This window comes from Flavobacterium gyeonganense, assembly GCF_029625295.1.
GTDB lineage: Bacteria > Bacteroidota > Bacteroidia > Flavobacteriales > Flavobacteriaceae > Flavobacterium > Flavobacterium gyeonganense.
Genome location: NZ_CP121112.1, coordinates 750,609 through 770,250 on the forward strand (window position 1 = coordinate 750,609; position 19,642 = coordinate 770,250).

General features: G+C 33.2%; 8 protein-coding genes and 2 pseudogenes. 4 read left to right on the top strand and 6 right to left on the bottom strand.

All coding sequences use genetic code 11. The features are described from left to right. Positions 1–3: 3 nt before the first annotated feature. Positions 4–1,713, bottom strand: coding sequence for a PAS domain-containing sensor histidine kinase (locus tag P5P89_RS03125; protein WP_278010702.1), 1,710 nt, complete (start codon positions 1,711–1,713; stop codon positions 4–6). A gap of 167 nt (positions 1,714–1,880) precedes the next feature. Between P5P89_RS03125 and typA the strand changes: the two genes are divergently transcribed. Beyond that, on the top strand, positions 1,881–3,677 hold the full coding sequence (gene typA / locus P5P89_RS03130) for a translational GTPase TypA (protein WP_278010703.1): 1,797 nt from the start codon (positions 1,881–1,883) through the stop codon (positions 3,675–3,677). Positions 3,678–3,769: 92 nt separating this feature from the next. Here the strand turns inward: typA and P5P89_RS03135 are convergent, their stop codons facing one another. From P5P89_RS03135 to P5P89_RS03145, 3 genes are all read right to left on the bottom strand, one after another. Continuing rightward, entirely contained in the window at positions 3,770–8,296 is a 4,527-nt protein-coding gene (locus P5P89_RS03135) for a T9SS type B sorting domain-containing protein (protein WP_278010704.1), read from the bottom strand. A 121-nt stretch (positions 8,297–8,417) separates the two neighbouring features. Continuing rightward, positions 8,418–9,254, bottom strand: a complete 837-nt coding sequence (locus P5P89_RS03140) for an ABC transporter permease (RefSeq protein ID WP_278010705.1) — start codon at positions 9,252–9,254, stop codon at positions 8,418–8,420. 3 nt (positions 9,255–9,257) lie between these two features. Further along, the gene (locus P5P89_RS03145; RefSeq protein ID WP_278010706.1) at positions 9,258–10,169 is read right to left on the bottom strand and encodes an ABC transporter ATP-binding protein; all 912 of its coding nucleotides are present in this window, start codon (positions 10,167–10,169) and stop codon (positions 9,258–9,260) included. A 98-nt stretch (positions 10,170–10,267) separates the two neighbouring features. Here P5P89_RS03145 and P5P89_RS03150 point away from each other — a divergent pair, with 98 nt between their 5' ends. Both P5P89_RS03150 and P5P89_RS03155 read left to right on the top strand, forming a co-directional pair. Continuing rightward, positions 10,268–11,320 (top strand): hypothetical protein, encoded by a 1,053-nt coding sequence (locus tag P5P89_RS03150; protein ID WP_278010707.1) that lies wholly within the window; start codon positions 10,268–10,270, stop codon positions 11,318–11,320. Between the two features lie 11 nt (positions 11,321–11,331). Continuing rightward, positions 11,332–12,192 carry an SdiA-regulated/phytase-like domain-containing protein gene (locus P5P89_RS03155; protein WP_278010708.1) on the top strand — a complete coding sequence of 287 codons (861 nt, stop codon included), beginning with the start codon at positions 11,332–11,334 and terminating at the stop codon, positions 12,190–12,192. Here the strand turns inward: P5P89_RS03155 and P5P89_RS21760 are convergent. Then, positions 12,193–15,926 (bottom strand): annotated as a pseudogene (locus P5P89_RS21760) (metallophosphoesterase). 26 nt (positions 15,927–15,952) lie between these two features. Between P5P89_RS21760 and P5P89_RS03165 the strand changes: the two are divergent. Beyond that, positions 15,953–17,130 (top strand): annotated as a pseudogene (locus P5P89_RS03165) (Pycsar system effector family protein). Positions 17,131–17,142: 12 nt separating this feature from the next. Here P5P89_RS03165 and P5P89_RS03170 read toward each other — a convergent pair. Next, positions 17,143–19,512 (bottom strand): GAF domain-containing protein, encoded by a 2,370-nt coding sequence (locus P5P89_RS03170; protein WP_278010709.1) that lies wholly within the window; start codon positions 19,510–19,512, stop codon positions 17,143–17,145. Positions 19,513–19,642: the final 130 nt, after the last annotated feature.

Consider the following 19,642-nt stretch of genomic DNA (forward strand, 5'->3'; position numbering starts at 1 on the left):
AAATTAATTTTTAAATGTTATGATAAATGAGGTTCCTTTGTTAACCTCACTTTCAACGGTAATTGTTCCTCCCATAGTTTCAACCTGCGATTTCACAAGATACAAACCCAGACCTTTGCTATCGGGATAATTATGAAATCTTTGGTATAATCCGAAAACTTTATCACCGTTTCTTTCTAAATCAATACCGATTCCATTATCGGTAAAAGTCAAAAAAACTGTCTGATCAACCTGTTCAGCGGTTATTGAAATTTTTAACTTTCTATTTTCAGATTTGTATTTAATCGAATTCGTTAACAAATTTAATAATATACTTTCAATATATGCCTTATTAGTATTAAGTAATGGAACTTTATCCAGCTTAAGTTTTATTATAGGCTTGTGTGTCTCTATTTGAAAAGACAACTGGCTAAATACATTTTCAAAAACCTCAGACAGAGAAACCATTTCTTTCTGCATCGAAGGATTATCTTTTATAATGATAACCTTTACCAGATCATTAATTGTTTCATTTAGAAGATACGTCGATTTATAAAAACCATTAAGAATTTCCTGTAACTCAGGATTATCGATAGGTATATACTCAATCAGATTCAACAACCCCATTAAATTAGACAGCGGAGCCCTAAGGTTATGTGAAGTTATATACGAAAACTGCTTTAAATCCTTATTATTCTGAGTTAATTCACGAATTAAATGCTCTTTTTCCTTTTCCAGTTTTCTTTCTTCTGTAATATCCTGCTGAATCGATATCCAATGCGACAAAATACCCTCTGAATTAAAAATTGGAATCATAGAAAAACGAACCCAATACTCCTGTTTATCTTTGCTGTAACTTATGGTTTCAATTAGACATTCCTTTTCTTCCTTGATCGCTTTTAATACTTTTTTTAATGCTTCAGAATCTGAATTTGGCCCTTTAAAAACATTTGGTGACTGCCCCAGTATTTCATCGGATTCGTAGCCGGACATTTTAGAAAAAGCAGGGTTTACGTAAACAATTCTCGGAATTTTACCATCCGTAGAATTTGCTTCGGTAATTAAAATAGAATCTTTAGACTGAATAATTACAGTCTCTAAAAGTTTAAGCCGCTGTTCCTCTTCTTTTTGCTTCGTAATATCCTGAATAGCCCCTATCATCCTGATAGCCTTGCCGTTTTCATCCTTTAAGAGAAAGCCTCTGTCCAAAACATATTTATAATTTCCGTCTGCACACCTGAAGCGATATTGATCCTGCCATTTTTCAGTTTTCTGTTCAATAAAAGAGTATAATTTAACAGACATCCTGATACTGTCTTCGGGATGAATTTTATCGAACCACCATTTCGAAGTCATTCCTACATCTTCCTGCTTGTATCCAAAAACATTTTCAATCCCTTTATTCCATGTAATGTAGTCTTCCTGAATTCTCCAGTCCCATATGGTATCACTGGTAGCTTTTGCAACTATATCATACTTTTCATTAGACTCTTTAATCTCTTCATTAGTAAGCTGCATTTTCTTTAAAATGGAAATATTCTTACTTTCATTTTTAGATAAAATATAATTAAAAACCACTCCGGTAAAAAATATATAAATGATATCTTTTATAAAACTAAGATAAAAGAATTCAGCTTTTAAAGCGTAGCAAACCAGTAATTTATGACACAAGACAGCCATAAATAACGAAATGATAATATATATCAGCGTAATTTGTTTAGGTTTACTTTTCATTACTCAAATATAGGCAAATAAACCAGACTGCACCAAACAGAAGTGTGTTTAAATCTATTGAATTATTACTATTTCGTTAAACTAATTCGCTGGCATTACGTAAACTATCTTCAAAACGTTTTTTTTATCAAAATAAAGTGTACCTTTGCGCCCATTAAAAATCACAGATGGAATCTATTAGAAACATTGCAATTATTGCCCACGTCGATCACGGTAAAACCACTTTGGTTGATAAAATTATGTATCACTGTCAGTTATTTCGTGAAAACGAAAACACAGGTGATTTAATTCTTGATAATAACGATTTAGAGCGTGAGAGAGGTATTACTATTACTTCTAAAAACGTTTCTGTTCAATATAAAGGGACAAAAATCAATATTATTGACACTCCAGGCCACGCCGATTTTGGAGGTGAAGTAGAGCGTGTATTGAACATGGCCGATGGTGTATGTTTACTTGTGGATGCTTTTGAAGGTCCAATGCCACAAACTCGTTTTGTATTACAAAAAGCTATTGATTTAGGTCTTAAGCCTTGTGTAGTTATCAATAAAGTTGATAAAGAAAACTGTACTCCGGAAGAAGTTCATGAAAAAGTTTTCGACTTAATGTTCGAATTAGGTGCTACTGAAGAGCAATTAGATTTCCCAACTGTTTACGGTTCTGCTAAAAACAACTGGATGTCTGATGATTGGAAAAATCAAACAGAAAACATTGAACCATTATTAGATATGGTTATCGCAAATGTACCAGCTCCTAAAGTTTCTGAAGGTACTCCTCAAATGCTGATTACATCTTTAGATTTCTCTTCTTTTACAGGTCGTATCGCAATCGGACGTCTTGAAAGAGGTATCCTAAAAGAAGGATCTCCAATTTCTTTGGTAAAAAGAGATGGAAAAATCATCAAATCAAGAATTAAAGAATTACATACTTTCGAAGGTCTAGGCCGTAGAAAAGTTGAAGAAGTTGTAGCTGGTGATATTTGTGCTGTAGTTGGTATCGAAGGTTTTGAAATTGGTGATACAATAGCTGACTTCGAAAATCCTGAAGCTTTACAAACTATTGCTATCGATGAGCCAACAATGAGTATGTTGTTTACCATTAACGATTCTCCTTTCTTTGGTAAAGAAGGTAAATTTGTTACTTCTAGGCATATCCGTGAAAGATTAACCAAGGAGCTTGAAAAAAACCTGGCAATGAAAGTAGGAGAAACTGATTCTGCTGATAAATTCATGGTTTTTGGCCGTGGTGTACTTCACTTATCTGTTCTTATTGAAACAATGAGAAGAGAAGGGTACGAACTTCAAATTGGTCAGCCACAGGTTATCATCAAAGAAGTTGATGGTGTGAAATGTGAGCCAATAGAGGAATTAACAATCGACTTACCAGAAAACCTTTCAGGTAGAGCGGTTGAATTCGTTACTATTCGTAAAGGAGAAATGCTTTCTATGGAAGGCAAAGGTGAGCGTATGATTGTTAAATTCAACATTCCATCCCGTGGAATTATAGGTTTAAGAAATCAATTGCTTACTGCTACTGCTGGTGAGGCTATTATGGCACACCGTTTCATCGGATACGAACCATACAAAGGAGAAATTCCTGGACGTAACAACGGTTCGTTAATCTCTATGGAAAACGGAAAAGCAATTCCTTACTCTATCGATAAATTACAAGATCGTGGTAAATTCTTTGTTGATCCAAACGAGGATATCTATGAAGGCCAGGTAATTGGAGAAAATACAAGAAGCGACGATATGACGGTTAACGTTACTAAAACGAAAAAACTTTCTAACGTACGTTCTTCAGGAGCTGATGATAAAGCGAGAATCATTCCTGCTATTAAATTCTCATTAGAAGAAGCTTTAGAGTACATCCAAAAAGATGAGTATGTTGAAGTCACTCCAAAATCTCTTCGTTTAAGAAAAATTTACTTAAGTGAAACTGATAGAAAAAGATATAAAATCTAATTTATATTTAAATTTCAATAACAAAAATCCCAAATTCCAATCATGGAGTTTGGGATTCTTTTTTTAAGATATGTTTATTGGAATTTCAAAAATTATCTTTTCAGACTAAAGTGTCCCTTTGCTTCACGCCCATCTTCAAATTTTGCAGAATACCAATAATCATCAGCAGGCATCGGGATTCCCTGAAATGTACCATCCCACCCCGAACCTAAAGGATAAATTTGGCTGATCATTTTTCCATATCTGTCAAAAATATAAATGATTGACTTAGAATAAAAATCCTTGCTTATGCCTTTTACATTCCAGGTATCGTTATGACCATCCCCATTTGGAGTAAAAAACTTTGGAGCTCCGAGAACTGCAATTACTTTTTCAGTTATTCCGCACCCATTCATATCTTTAATATAAACATTATGAAAACCAATATCAACATTTTGGAACACATTTGAATCCTGATAAGGACCATCTGAATCCGAAATACTGTACACATAATGTCCAGGTCCATTTACAGCTATCAGAACTGAATTATTGTCGCTTAAATCTTTAATTTTAATTTCGTTAATACCGGCAACATCCGATGCTGTGACTTTTATAATTCGGGTTCTCGAACAATTATTTGTATTTTTTACTTCAACGCTATATTCTCCTTGCTTATTCACTTCAATTGAATAATTTATAGCTCCGGAGATGGTATTTCCATTCAAAAACCATTGATAGGTATACTCATTTATTGGCGTACCGTCATTAATTCCCGCTTCAAGTTTGACCATAAATTCAGGTAAATTAGTACAGACGATTTCATTTTCCAGGCCGTCAATGTTTAAATCTATATTTGGGAATGGATTTACTACTAACTCAAAAGTTGCATATCCAAAACACTCATTTGACAAAGAATTTTCAACCCTGGCCCATATTTTCTGTTTATTTGGATATCCAATATTGCGATAATTTGCAATATTTTGAATTGCCAATGAATTACCGAAAGCATCTGTTTCCATCAGAAAATCAGTTTCATTTTTATAATAATTTATTGTGTAGTTTGATGCTGGTACCGGGAGCATATTTTTAATTTCCTGTGTTACATTACTAAAATCAAAAGCCGAAACACCATCTGTATCTGTACTAATTCCATCAATAAAATCATCGCAAATCTGATAATCAGCAATTTGAAAACTATTCGGTATTTGAGTGACTGAAACAAACAGATTTAATTGTGACACACTAAAACAACCATTTGCATTTTCAGCACGAACATAAATAACTCTATCAGAAGTATTATAAGCTAAAGGATTTGCAATTAATGATGCGTTATCTTTTGATTCTGCTGCTGCAAAAGTGGTGTAATAACTGAATTTTTCCAGTGCGGAATTGACTGAAATATAGTTATTTTTCTGTATTAGATTAAATGTAGAAATACCATCCATATCATCATCACACTGTACAAGAGTTACTGGAGAATTAACCGTTGGGAAAGCTAATAATGTCAAAGTTGCAGCATCCGAATATAATCCGCATGAATTGCCTGTACGGCTCAAAAACACTCTGTATTGATAGGCATTCATTAATTTCAAAACATTAGAAACTGTTAAGTAAGAAGAATTTACCCCTGAGTATGTTGCCGTATTTACCAAATCATTCCAGCTTGTACCGCCATCAGTAGAAATCTGCCATTGATAACCGGAAATTGAAGCAGCAACAACTGTAAAAACAGTGTTTTGTAATTCGCAAACCGATTTGTTTTCTGGTTGCTTATCGATAATAATAGGCGCAGGAATTGTATAATTTAAATTTGGACTACTATAACCAGTCCCACTAGTAACGATCCCATTTTTATTTACTGCCGGAGGAGCAGCAAATCCTAAAAAATGATCATTATTACTATCCATAAATCCAGCTTCTGTAACGTCAGGGCAAAGGTCGTTATCACTATCTAGTTCGATATAATTATAAATGTTGTTTAAATCAGTATCTGTTATGCTATAATTTATTTTTCCGCTTTCAGGAGTAGTTTCCACAGCATTAGCCAGTCCGTTTGAACCAAAATTATTCCCGTCTATTACACCATCCCTATTTACATCTGCAGCGTTACTTTCGGATTCAATCAAATCATAAATTCCGTCATTGTCGCTATCCAGATCTAAATAATCAGGAATAGCATCATTATCGAAATCCGAAGGTATCATTCCGTCTCCAAAAGCATCATCAATCCCGTCATGATTGGTATCAATATTAGAAACTACTTTTAAATTTACACCTAGTGCTTCAACAGCATCAGGAATACCATCATTATCGCTGTCCAGATCTAACTGATCCGGAATTCCGTCATTATCCGAATCTTTAGAAACACAAACCAAATAGAATTTTAAAGATGTTCTATTTAATAATATATCAGAAAGGTTTTGATGTTTAAAGCTAATTATTTTAGAGTCATTTGTTAAAAATTTAAAAGTTCCTGTACCAGCTGCTAATGGGGCAGCACCATTTAGTCTAAAACGAATTTCAAAAGATGAAAATTCAGTTACACCGCTTTCATAAAAACCATCATAATTAGTGTCGATCAATAATTGGTTGTTTGGATTTAATACCGTTACTGTTTTATTTATTTCTGAACTCACCACATATTCCGCTGTAGAATTGAGTAAATCAGCAGCATTTCCTACTGAAATATAATCCAGTGCTATTGACGCAGGGTGAGCGAAAGTCATCGTATATTTTATCCAATTTGTTTTTCCGGCTGGTACTTCACTAACAAAACTTCCATCAGGACTTCCTAAAAAGGGCACAAGACTAGATGTTGCTGAAGTAGTTATTGTTCCAGCAAATGAATTCGCATAAGTACCACCAATGGAAATAGTATTTAAAGTTAATTTAGAAAGATCTATATTCTGATTTCCAAACGATTCAGTACAATTTGCTATTCCATCCCCGTCATTATCAAGATCTATATTATCATTGACTTTGTCATTATCCCTATCTGCAGGACAATCACTTACGGGAATTTCATCCGAAAAAAATTCAGTCCCGCAAGCTGATAAGGTCGCTCTTACCTTGTAATATCCCGGCTGCGTTGGTAAATAGCTGTTTGAAGTAGCCCCTGGAATTTCTACATCATTAAAATACCACTGAAACATGTCAAACCCAGCTACAGAACTCACATTAAGCCTCACATTCGGGATACAGCCTGATTGGGTTACACTCAATTGCTGAAAATTGATTTCGGGTTTAAAAGTAAATCCAGAGTAATAACCTCCAAATGTTGCTGCATCATCACTTCCATATGCCGCTAAATACAATTGCGAAGTCGAAAAAACAGATACATCTCCGGTTAGTCCGGTTATAACATAACATTCATATTCAGCATTTCCTGTTACAGCAGTTGGTCCTAAAACATTTACTTTTCTACGGAGTGCTTCTAAAGTATAAGGTATTTTATTCTCTATAAAATTTAAATCTGATCCTGCTTTAGTGGTAAGTGTGACCCTGCCTTTAAAAACGCGATTACCAACTGACTCAATTGCCGGAATATTATCGATTGATTTTGGAGTCTGACAGCTTAAAGGCGGAACAAAAAACATTTCCTGATTAGCCTCGTCCCCTCTTAAATCATCACCTATGCTCTGGTAAGCGAAGATGTTTTTGCTGGAGCGCACATACAAATTCCCCTGAGTATTGTAATCAAAGCCTAAAAGGGAAACATATTCACCGGCATTAATGGTATAATCAGGTGTTGCAGTACCGTTTAAAAATATTTCAGTATTATCTTCATGAGCAATTAAAATGACTTTTTCTACATTTTCTGAGCCAGTACTTTTAATAAAAATATACTCAGTTCCTGTTCGCTCTGCCGAAACAATCTGATCAAAACCTAAATCTACATTATTCCTTATTTCTCCATTAGATCCTGCAAAGGAACCACAGTTTACAGCTACAGGTTTGTTTGATGTAATTAACGCACCAATAAGTGCATCATTATTAGCAGGCAGAGGGCCTTTTACTGCAATAGTATAACTTTCACCACTATTGAGAGTAATACTCGAAAGTGAGTTTCCGGTAAGGGTATTATTAATCAGGACAGCACCTGTTTTAATGTCTTTAAAATTGATTGTAGTATTGTTTTCAGTAGCTAAAACAGATGCGAATGTCAAATGTCTATCTGAATAACCTTCATTTAATTTATTGGTAAAGCCGCTAATTCTAAACTGCGTTCCCAGGGCTGCCAGCCCTTTTGAAACTATTTCACTTGCCTGATTTCCAGTTCTGTCAGTAATACGTAATGTGGCATACACAACGTCTCCTGCTTCGATAGTATAACCCCTATTTGACTGAATATTGCTTACATCAAACTCTTCAAGAACGAATTGTTTTGAATTATGCGCATTAATATCAAATATATAAGGTACATCTCTCGAAACTATTCCTTTAAAAGATGCTCCTCCTATTTCGTTTATTATAAAATTAACCGGGGTTAAACTTGGAGTAGAAATATAAATATATTGCTGACCTACCGGCATACCTACTGAAGCCACTACAGGCGGAATATAATGCGTTTTACTAAATTGCGAAAAACCCGGAAAAGGTACAAATAGTAAAAAAAGATATAAAAGTATATTTTTTAGCATATTTTAAAAGTAGTGATTTTTACATTACTTTTAAAATCAAAGCATTTTTTTACCGCTTTTTTACAACACTATTCTAAGAATACATTCCAATAATCCGAAAAAAAATAAATTATTCAAAGCACTACAAATCCCTTTTTTTCAATAGTTTGTATGAAAAATAAACAAACAAAAATGTCCAGACCAGAACAATTAAAACAGATAAATAGTCAACACTGTAATCCTTCACATTTTCAACTCCCATTTGAGTACCAATAGTTTTAATTACTGACAATCTTGTAAATGGTTCAACAATTAAATTTGACATGGCTTCTAATGGAAAAAACTTCATAATAGTATATCCAATAGAACTGTCAGGAAATATTTTAAATACTAAAATACCTTTCACAATTCCTTCCAATATGCTCCAAACCAAAAGAAAACCCAATGCGAAAGCAGATCGTTTTACTAAAATCCCTAAAAACAAACAAAAAGAAAAGAAACCCGTCAACTTTATAAAAAAAGCCAGAAGATAATCTAAATCAGTAAAAATAATTCCAAATTCAGTATAAGATGAAAAACAAAGTCCTAAAGTAAGACTCATTAAAAAAACGAATATTGTAGAGCAAAATGCGAAAACAACAACTGTAAAGAATTTAGACAACACAAACTCTTTTTTGCTAAGCCCATCAATTAAATTTTGCTTTAAAGTACCATAACTATATTCGTTAGCCATCATAGACACTATTACAATGGCCAGAAAAAATTTCAGCCATGCGGCTACATATGTATTAAAATGCCAAATAAAAGGAAAATTAAAAATCCCCATTTCTGCTAAGTGGAATCTAAAAATTCCTAAATCAAATTTTATTGACGCAATTAAAGCTATAAATGAAAGTAAAATGAAATATGTTAGGGTCAATACTTTACTGGCTTTATTTTTCCAGATTTTTTTGAATTCTATTGAAATAAGTCTGTTCATGGTTTAGTTATTTTGAGCATTGGCATTTTGGGTTAATTCTAAAAACTGGGCTTCTAAACTGTTTTTGCGCTTCACTAAATGGCTTAGTACAATATCTTTTGAGAATAAAAATTTATTTAGTTCAGAAGCTGACAATTCAGATTTTAAATAAACCAAAATTTTCCCTTCTTCTTCAGCAATTCTGTCAACTGCAGGATGTTCATTCAAAATAGCTTTCAAAGTTTCATTGTCCTCTGACTGAACCTCAAAGAAACCTTCATTTACAGACATGCCATCTACTGAGCCAGAATATAGCATCTCCCCTTTTCGCAAAACCACTACGTGCGAACACACTTTTTCAACTTCGTCCAATAAATGTGAAGCCAGTAGAATAGTCGTTCCCTGTGAAGCAATTTTTTTAATAATATCCCGAATCTGATGAATTCCCTGAGGATCTAAACCATTTGTAGGTTCATCCAAAATTAAAATTTCAGGATCATTTAAAAGTGCCGAAGCAATAGCCAGACGCTGCTTCATTCCTAAAGAAAAAGTACTGAATTTACTGTTTTTCCTTTCTGTCAGACCAACAAGATCAAGCTTTTCATTTATTTTAGAATAATCAATGCCTTTTATTTTACAAACCAGCTTCAAATTTTCTTCGGCGGTCATGTAAGGATAAAAATTAGGGCGCTCTATTATTGCGCCTACTTTTTTTAAAGCTTCATGGGTTTTCATTTTACCACCAAACCAGCTATAATTACCTGATGTTCGGTTTACAACATTCAGAACAATTCCTAAAGTGGTTGATTTCCCACTTCCGTTTGGCCCCAAAATACCATAAACGCGTCCTTTTAGTATTTCAAAAGATATATTTTTCAAGGCCTGAATCCGCCCATATCTTTTATGAAGATTTTCAATTGTAAGTATGGTTTCCAAATTTATTTCGGTTTTAGTTTTTTAGTAAGACGTTTCAACTTAGATATTGTTACTCCTAAATATAAATTTAATGTAAATTTGCATTAAAGATATTGAAAATGAGCGAGCCTTTAATGCTGTTAAAAAAACCTACTTACCCTCTGACACAGCCTCTTTTAAGTTACTTAGAACGATACGAAAGAATCTCTAAAGTTTCTGTGTTTTATGACGACTTATTGCGCTTTTCAGGTTCTATAAATGTATATGATAAGAATGATGCTGACACTTTATGGATCAGAGTCTATTATAATGAATTTGAAAGAAATGAAATTGATCTGAACCTGAAGAAAATATATTCTCTTTTACATTCTGACGGAAATAGCGAAATTATCCAGTTTCTTAATATTGATGCCATTGATTACTGCACATTTGGCAATTCAAAACCTTTCCGTATTAAGGTTCGAAATATACTTAACGATAATTATGTTCATTTTTACATCAAAAAAGCCGATGCATCCAGAATTTACGGGCTGGAATTAGAAGATATTTTATCTCCGGACAAAATCAACTTTCTAGTTTATAATGATACGTTGATTGAAGAACATATTATAGGCATTCCGGGTGATGTTTTCATGGGCACTTTATTGGATTCCTGTACAGAAACCGAAAAATCACAAATCGCAAAAGAGTTTGTAAAATTCAATGAACGCTGCATGATTAGGCTTTTAGGCGATATGCGAGCTTATAATTATGTAATTGTCCCTATCCACGATTTTGATCAGGTAGTGTATAAAATCCGTCCAATCGATTTTGACCAGCAATGTTATGAAGGCAATTTTAAAGTGTATCGCCCACAGTTTTTCAAAGAAAATTATCCGATGATAAAACTAATCAAGGAAAAGCTTGAAGAACGCTCTATTATTCAATACAAAGACGAAGAACGTGCTATTTTAGCAAAGCGAATTCACTCTGCTGAAAACAGAATTAAAAAGTTACTCAATATAATGTGTCACGACACTATATCTACCGAAGAACATTTAAATCAGCTAAAAATGGAATTGTACCGTTATACTAATGATATGAAATTTAAAAATGCAAAATCTATGGGGCATATCATGCATGCTGCTTTTGAATTTATTATACGTAATTTTAAAAACACCAACCTGATTTAAAAATTTATCTTATGAAAAAATCTTTCTTAATTGTTACTTCTCTTATTTTACTGGCTTGCCAACAGCAATCAAATAGTGATTTAAAAACGCTTTATTCGCTTCCGAAAAAGCTTAAGGAAGTTTCAGGAATTACTTATTTCCCTGAGAGTGATTTGATTTATACTTTGGAAGACAGCGGAAATAAAAATGAAATTTACGCTATAAATTCAGAAGGAAAATTAGAAAAGACTATCGCCATTACAAACGCTAAAAATGTAGATTGGGAAGATATTACAAAAGACACAGCAGGAAATATCTATATAGGTGACTTTGGCAATAATGATAATGATCGTCAGGATTTGTGCATCTACAAAGTACCAAAGGAAGAGTTAAATAAAGAAAACGCCGTTTCTCAATATAAAGTTTCTTTTTCATATCCGGAGCAGACAGAATTCCCTCCTAAGAAAAAAGAATTATTTTATGATGTTGAAGGCTTTTTTGAATATCAAAATTACTTTTATCTCTTTACCAAAAACCGAAGTAAAGGTTTTGACGGAACTGCTTTTATTTACAAAATTTTAAATGCACCAGGAACTCAAAAAGCTTTTAAAATTGGGGAATTTAAAACTTGTAACAATTACAACCATTGTGTTCTAACAAGTGCAACCATTAGTCCGGATGGAAAAAAAATTGCATTGTTAAGTCACGATAAAATTGTTTTATTCAAAGATTTTAATGGCGATTCTTTTAACAAAGGCATCCAATCAGAAATTCCCTTAAATCACTTTTCACAAAAAGAAGCCATTGTTTTCAAAAACAATAACACTTTATTAATTGCTGATGAAAAAACCAATAAAATCGGCGGCAATGTGTATGAATTTAGATTAAAATAGCTAGAAGCTGTAAGCAGCTCCTACAACTACTCTTCCTCTTTCATCCGGTGATTTGAAATAGGAAACTCTCGCTGTAATTAGATTTATACCGTTAAGCCAGATTCCGCCACCAAAATCATTATGCCATTTTTTTGAATCTTCACCATCAAGCCAAATACGACCATAATCAAACCCCGCTAAAATTCCATAGGTCAAAGGAGCAATTGTTTTTCGAATCTTTCCAAGACTTAGACGCAAATCCGTACTTTGTGAATAAGACGTATTTCCTAAAAATCTTTCTGTTCTGTAACCTCGTAAATCTTTGTCTCCGCCTAAAGTCACCCCCTGATAAAATTCGTAGTTATTATTTAAAATCGCTTTTGTCTTAAATAAAGTTGCAAAAACTAATTTGCCATGCGAATCGATTTTATGTACAAAGCTTAAACTACTTTCGACAGTAGGGAAATTTTGTTTAGAATTATCCAGATTTGTCAGCCAGCTGCCTGAAATCATAAAACCCATTCCTAACGAAGGTTTTGAAGCAAAATCAGCATTTTTAAAACTATATTTTATGGTTGCACCCGCAAATTGCTGGCCTTCGAAAACATCAGGATTTACAACACTAGGCACATCAATAAAACGTCCTTCTGTATCGTCAACCTTCATTTTTTCAAAAACAGGCTGAAAACTCAACTCACTTCCATAACGGCCAACGTGTCTTACAGCAGGTGCCACTCTTATTTTTTGGATACGAACACGATTGAAGTCCATCCCTAAATCCTTATCGTCATTTACTGTTTCATTTCCATATCCAAAATAATTGATTGCAAAATTTGGCGTAGTATATTTTGCTTCAACGTCAATAACCCAATTTCCTAATAATCCAGGAAAATGAGAGGTGTAATCCAGCTCAAAACCGCCTGTAGCAAAATAATAAAAACTGTTTAAAACATGTCTTTGAGTATAAGGATTTTGTTTAAAATTATTAACCGTATAATTAAGATTGATTCCTATTTTCACACCATCATCAGGATTAAAGCCAGCGGTTGGCAAACCTGCAACGACATTATACTTCGGTTTTTCAAAATTATACAAATTCACATCATAATCATCTGTAAGTACTTTTTGTGCTTTTTTATCAAGGTTATAAGTATTGTTTTTTGATTTAAAATCATAAATCCTTACTCTTTTTCCATTGTCAACAGCGTATGAATCATTGTTTTGTCCTCCGATTAAACGAATTAAAATTCTTGAGTTATATTTTCCTTTTACTTCATAAACATCATCATCATCTAAACCGTAAATCCAAATATTTTTTGTCAATTTATCATTATAAACTTTGGTATAAAGCAGTTCTTCACCCTCTTTTTTAACGCGATACACTTTTAGTTCGACGTTATTTTTAGAAATATGATTTAGAACAAACTTATCTTTTTTGTCTGTTCCTGCGATCATTACTGTTCGTGAAAGGACATCAGAATAGACTGCAGCATATTTTTGAAGCTCTTTTTTCTGCTTTTCAATTTTCGTTTTATATCTTCAATAGTTTCATCCTGTACTTCTTTTGGCAGGTTTTTAAAAGCATTGTCAATATCAGCATCCGAAAGATGTTCCTGAATATACTTTGCCTGTGCAATCCAGTCACTTTTATCGGCTACTCTGACAAAAGCCAAATCTAACGGATAAGGTTCCCTGTTAAGCCATTTTACATTATCAATTTTATCTTTAAAGCTTCGCATGTGCCGCAATGCGGGAATATTCATTAATAAAGAAAGCAAGGTGCCATCATATTTTGTAAAAGCCTGGTCACGATCTCGAGGAATAGGTCTATATACAATTTTATCTCCCTCCTTATATTCTCCCCAGCGCCATTGATCCTGATGCCTGTCCCAATCGCCAATAAGCATATCAAACAATCGTGCTTTAATATAATCTTTTTCATCAACACTATATTTTTCATCTTTATGAAGATTTTTCATCATATCCTCTGTACTAATGATATCATTTGGTTTTCCAAAACTTCGTGTATCTTTTTGATTATCTGCTGCCCTTTCTTCAATCATGTATAATGCATCACCAAAATTTGAATTAAACTCTTTTAAGGCATTTTGTTTCGGAATATAATACAAAACCGGATTAGAATGTGCTAATCCTAATTTATCAGCCATATTTCCAATTGAAAAAGGTGTATAAGGATGTGCCGTAGTATAAAAGTCAAGCAAAAAATCCTCCGCATACGTATCCTGAAAATCTGTTTCGACATACTGATCCTTAAAAGCAACAGATTGAAGAAATTGTGTGGCGCTCTTTTTTAAGGCTCGCATAACGTATTCTCTTTTCTTAGAATCTACGACTCTTAATGATATTGATTGATGTCCGCCTCCTTCTCTTACCGGTTTCAAGCCTCCTTTCAGTGTATCCAGGGTTGCAGTTGGGGCTTCTATTGGAAGACTGTAATATTGACGATAATGATTCCCAAAAAGAAATTTATGGACCGCACTTTTTCTGGTCATCTCTTCAGTATAAATTGAAGAAGAAACTGTTTTAGGAAAATCATTAGAGGCTTTTTTGACCCAGTTAAATTCTTTTGCTTTTATAATTTCGCGTTCAAAAAGCATTTTTTCTTTATTATTTTCGTTGCCATAAAAGGTTACTTTTGCATCCCCACTTTTAAACAATGTCAATACTGCATAACCATTACCTCCATAAGAGAAATCGTTTGGATTTATTGCTCTTGCTGCTTCTGATTTTGAACCTGCTCCGCTAACAATCTGATTGATATTCTCATTATTGATGAACTGCAGATTGTGATCATGTCCCGAAACTACAATGATATTTTTTTGCCCCTGAATAAGTGCTTTTATTCTTTTTGCAAGAATAGTATACTGCTTATTCTGAAGATCCTGCGGACTAATTCCTGATGTTTTTCTAATTAAATTAATCATAGAACCAATAACCGGAAGAGGAATTTTATTCTCTAATGGAAACAATTGCTTCTCTAATGAAAACTGTCCGCCATGTGTACCATTACTCATTAAAGGATGATGCATAGCCAGAACTATTGTCTTTTCCTGGTTTTTATTCAGAATATTTTCAAGCTCATCAAAAAAATCTTCCCTGGTTTTAATGTCGCAATTATCATTTATAGTCGGATGGTCGTTCCAGTCTTCTAAAAACCACTGACTGTCAATCGTAACTAAAGAAGTAATGCTATCCATTTTTACCTCTTCAATTGGGCAATTTTTTCTTGGTAAGAAAGCTTTTTTATCATTGAGATATTTCGTTACAAAATCAGCCTGAAGCTCTAGCCCTTTTGTACCATTATACCAATCATGATTTCCAGGAATAAAAATGGTTCTTCCTTTAAAACCTTTAGTAAGTTTGAGCTGATTGGTCAGTTTGGTTTGTGCAGGTTTTACTTCGGCTTCCTTTTTGCTGTCCGGAAAACCTTTAGGATAAATATTATCTCCTAAAAATAATAACGTAGCTCTTTTACTGGATTTCTTTAATTTATTATGCAGCAATTCCAGTGTTTGCTGCGGTTTTTCTTCATCTGCATTTCCAGCATCACCAACTAAATAAAAAGTGTGTGCAATTTTTATGGTATCTGTTGCGTTTTCGTTTTCGTTGGCGCTTACATTTTTTCCATATTGAGCATGATGCGTTGCACACGAATAGATTAAAGACAAAAGTAAAAATGGAACAATTTGGCTTTTAATCCTTACAACAAAATGATTATCCAGAAACAATTTCATAATTTAGTGGTATAAAAATATTCTCTATGAACCTAATAGAACAGTCCGAAGATTTCGTTACTAATTTACTCAAAGATAAACTATCTGCTTTATATTCTTACCACAATTTCAACCATACTTTTAGTGTGGTAAATGCAACTAAAGAACTTTGTGAAAAAGAAAATGTAAATTCTGATGACAGGGAATTACTTTTAATAGCTGCATGGTTTCACGATACCGGATATATTAGCGGATATGAAAACCATGAAAATGAAAGTATCAGGATTGCTTCTAAATTTTTAAAAGAAAAAAATCAAACAGATGAATTCATAAAAAAAGTAGGGGATTTGATTTCGGCTACAGCCAAAGAATATATTCCGAAAAATCATCTTGAAAAGATAATAAAGGACGCCGATTTCATCCATATTATTAGTCCCGAATATATTAGTACCTGCGAATTATTAAGACTTGAATTAAAAAACACAGGTATTGTAGATTTTTCAAATCTGGAGTGGGCGACAGAAAACTTCAAATTTTTAATGACAAAACATCACTTTTATACAGATTATGCTCAAAAAAACTGGCAGCCGTTGAAAGAAAAAAACTTAGTCAGAATTCAGAAAAAAATAAATAAGCAAAAAATCAAAAAAGCGGCTACAATTGAAGATAAAGACAAAAAAAGGAAAAATCAGAAAAAACAGATCGCGGTGTTGATACCTTATTTCGGGTCACTTTAGGAAATCATACACGTTTAAGCGGAATTGCAGACAGCAAAGCGAATATTTTATTATCTGTAAACGCAATTATAATTTCAATTGCACTCTCTTCTATAATTCCAAAATTAGACAGTCCAAAAAATGCACATCTTGTAATTCCTACCTTTATAATGCTAATGTCTAGTGTAATCACCATTATTTTTGCCATTTTATCCACCAGACCAAAAGTAACTTCAGGCATTTTTACACGAGAAGATGTCGAAGCCAAAAAAGTCAATTTGATGTTTTTTGGTAATTTTTACAAGATGCCTTTACATGAATATGACTGGGCCATGAACGAAATGATGAAAGACCGTGATTATTTATATTCTACAATGATAAAAGATTTATATTATTTAGGTCTGGTTTTGCAACGAAAATATAACCTACTCCGAATTGCTTATAACCTTTTCATGACTGGAATCATCATTACGGTAATTGCATTTGTAATCGCTTTTAAAAGCATTTAAAAAGCTCAACATTTAGCTGAGCTCATCTAATAAATCCTGATAAGTAATTTTCTTTGTCGCAGCGCTGGCAAGATTATTAATTACTTTTACACGAATTGCTCTCAAGCCCGAAACGCCCTGAAGATCTTCCACTTCAAATTGTTCTATAGCAGGCTCCAGTATTTTTTTATGCTGTAAATATTTAATATATTTTAAATACTCCGCTTCTTCACTATTTTGAGAATATACGATTGTGATTTTTTCTTTCTCGGTAATTCTTTCTAGGCTGCCTTTTATATGCGCTTTATCAATACGTTTTTTTACAACTTCGTATCTCGCGTTGTATGTTCCGTCAACATCAAAACGTTTTTCATCCATTCTAAAACGGATTGAAAGAGCAGAGCTAAACACTAAAATAAGAGAAGTAACATCCAATTCATAGGGCAGGGATTCTTTAAGCTGGTGATGTTCCAGCTCCATTTCACATAAAGTCTGTAATTGCCACAAACGCAGATTATGCAGATACATAATATCAAAAGGTTTGGTTGGCGCAATTGAAGCTCCTATATATAAGTTATGCTCAACACCATCAGTTTTAAAACGTTCGTAATAATGCGGATATATTTGCTGAGCTTCTAATTGCTTTTTATCCAGAACCGAAGCCAGTTTTTTATTGATAATAGACATCGCATTGTCAAACTTCTTTCTTTCCTGATAAAACATTCCTGTTTTTTCGTCCAGACTTTCAAAGTATTGCTCTTCCAGTTTTTTATTGATGGCCGTATCTTTTGTATTTTTTAGAATTGGATGAATTTCCTCTTCTATATAACGTTGAATATATTGTTCAGTATCCGCTTTTAACGGCTGATCCAATTCATCACGCAACGATTCCAATTCAAACTTACGCTGCTCCAAAAGCATCAGATTGCTGTTCGGTTTCTGATTTTCGAAAATCTCTAAAATAGTATTCAATTGATTTTTCAAATCCCTTCTCACAGTATCATTCCTGTGTTCAGAAGAACCTTTTATATCAATTTGTCCATACAGCGGAAATACATTTTTAAATACAATTTCTTTGAAGATATAATCTTTGGTTGGATTTGTATTTTGAAAATAATTTTGAGATTCCTTTTTAAATTTCCAATATACGCTAGGGTGAATTGTAGTATACTCACGTTGAATAATGGCTTCAACCTGATGTTGCATATCGGTATTGTATCGGTCAATTGTATCGGTAAGATAAGGCAAAACTAAATCCAGTTTTGTAGCATTTACTGTATTTAAAGCTCTTGGAACCTTTGAAACCAATTCGACAACACCCAATAAATGTCCGTCCTTAATAACCGGAGCAAATACATAGCTCTGAATATTTTGTCTTAATAAATGTTCACCAAGATGTTTGTTTGCAGATTCTTCAGTGAATTTTTGGACATTAGAAATTACAAAAGGCTCCTGATTGTCCAATAAATTTTCAAAAGAACAACCAAAAAAAGCGTTTTTACATTCTACTTCCTGATTCGTTGAAAGCAGGAAGCTCTGCAACTGATTATCGAACTTGACAGGTCTTATAAATTTCTCTTCCTCCGGATTGTAGATGATAAAACCGACTTTTAGATCCGGAATTTTAAAAATTGATTTAAAGATATTTTCGATAATATCATTTGATGCTACCGTTTTTGCATCCGGTTTCAGCAAATTACTTTTCAAATTCGAAATAGCACTTTCTGTCGTGGCATCAAATAAAGAAACAATTCCAAAACCTTTTAATATCCAGCTCCCTGGTGGGAATTTAGCTTTCCAGAGATCAATATCACTGTAATTGTCGATCAATAAATCAATATCGTCTTGTGAGAGTACTACCGAATTAGATGTTGGAGTAATCTCCATAAAATCGGCATTGTACATAATACGGTAATGTTTTTCAATTCCACTCTCATCAGGAATATCATAGAAAAAGATTTTATTAAATTCAATGTTCTGTTTATAATAGCTACTCAAAATCAGGCAGCAATTACTGATATAGAATTGGTGATCATCAAAATCACGGATTTCCATATAAAATTCATCGCCTGCATTGCGCAGAATTTTCTTAAAACGCTCAGTATAATTAAAAGAGATGTTTTGAAAAGGAATTGTTACTGCCTTTATCTCATTATGAGTTAATGCTGTTGGAAACAAGTCAGCCATTATATTTTTGATTAAAGCCTCATGATTTTTAATCAGACTGTAATCTTCTATTCCTGTCCTGAATTCCGGGACTGATTCTATTTGCTTTAAAATAGCTTTTGCATAATTTGAGCGATAATCTACATTAGACAAAGCGATTTCTTCAAAAGACTCAATTAATTTATGAAAAGAGATGATAGTTTTAAATGGACTATCAGTGTGCAAAACAGGTTTCATCTGAATTTTGTTTTAGAATACAAAATTAGCAATTAAGTCAATCTGTTTTCTATTTCTTCTGTTTTAATTTTCGATTACCTTTCAATTCAAACTTATTAAAACAAAAAAAAGTCCTCTTTCGAGGACTCTT

Coding starts and splice junctions, on each gene's coding strand:
- P5P89_RS03150 (WP_278010707.1), top strand. CDS start 10,268: ATGAGCGAGCCTTTAATGCTGTTAAAAAAACCTACTTACCCTCTGACA.
- P5P89_RS03140 (WP_278010705.1), bottom strand. CDS start 9,254: ATGAACAGACTTATTTCAATAGAATTCAAAAAAATCTGGAAAAATAAA.
- P5P89_RS03170 (WP_278010709.1), bottom strand. CDS start 19,512: ATGAAACCTGTTTTGCACACTGATAGTCCATTTAAAACTATCATCTCT.
- P5P89_RS03155 (WP_278010708.1), top strand. CDS start 11,332: ATGAAAAAATCTTTCTTAATTGTTACTTCTCTTATTTTACTGGCTTGC.
- P5P89_RS03135 (WP_278010704.1), bottom strand. CDS start 8,296: ATGCTAAAAAATATACTTTTATATCTTTTTTTACTATTTGTACCTTTT.
- P5P89_RS03125 (WP_278010702.1), bottom strand. CDS start 1,713: ATGAAAAGTAAACCTAAACAAATTACGCTGATATATATTATCATTTCG.
- typA (WP_278010703.1), top strand. CDS start 1,881: ATGGAATCTATTAGAAACATTGCAATTATTGCCCACGTCGATCACGGT.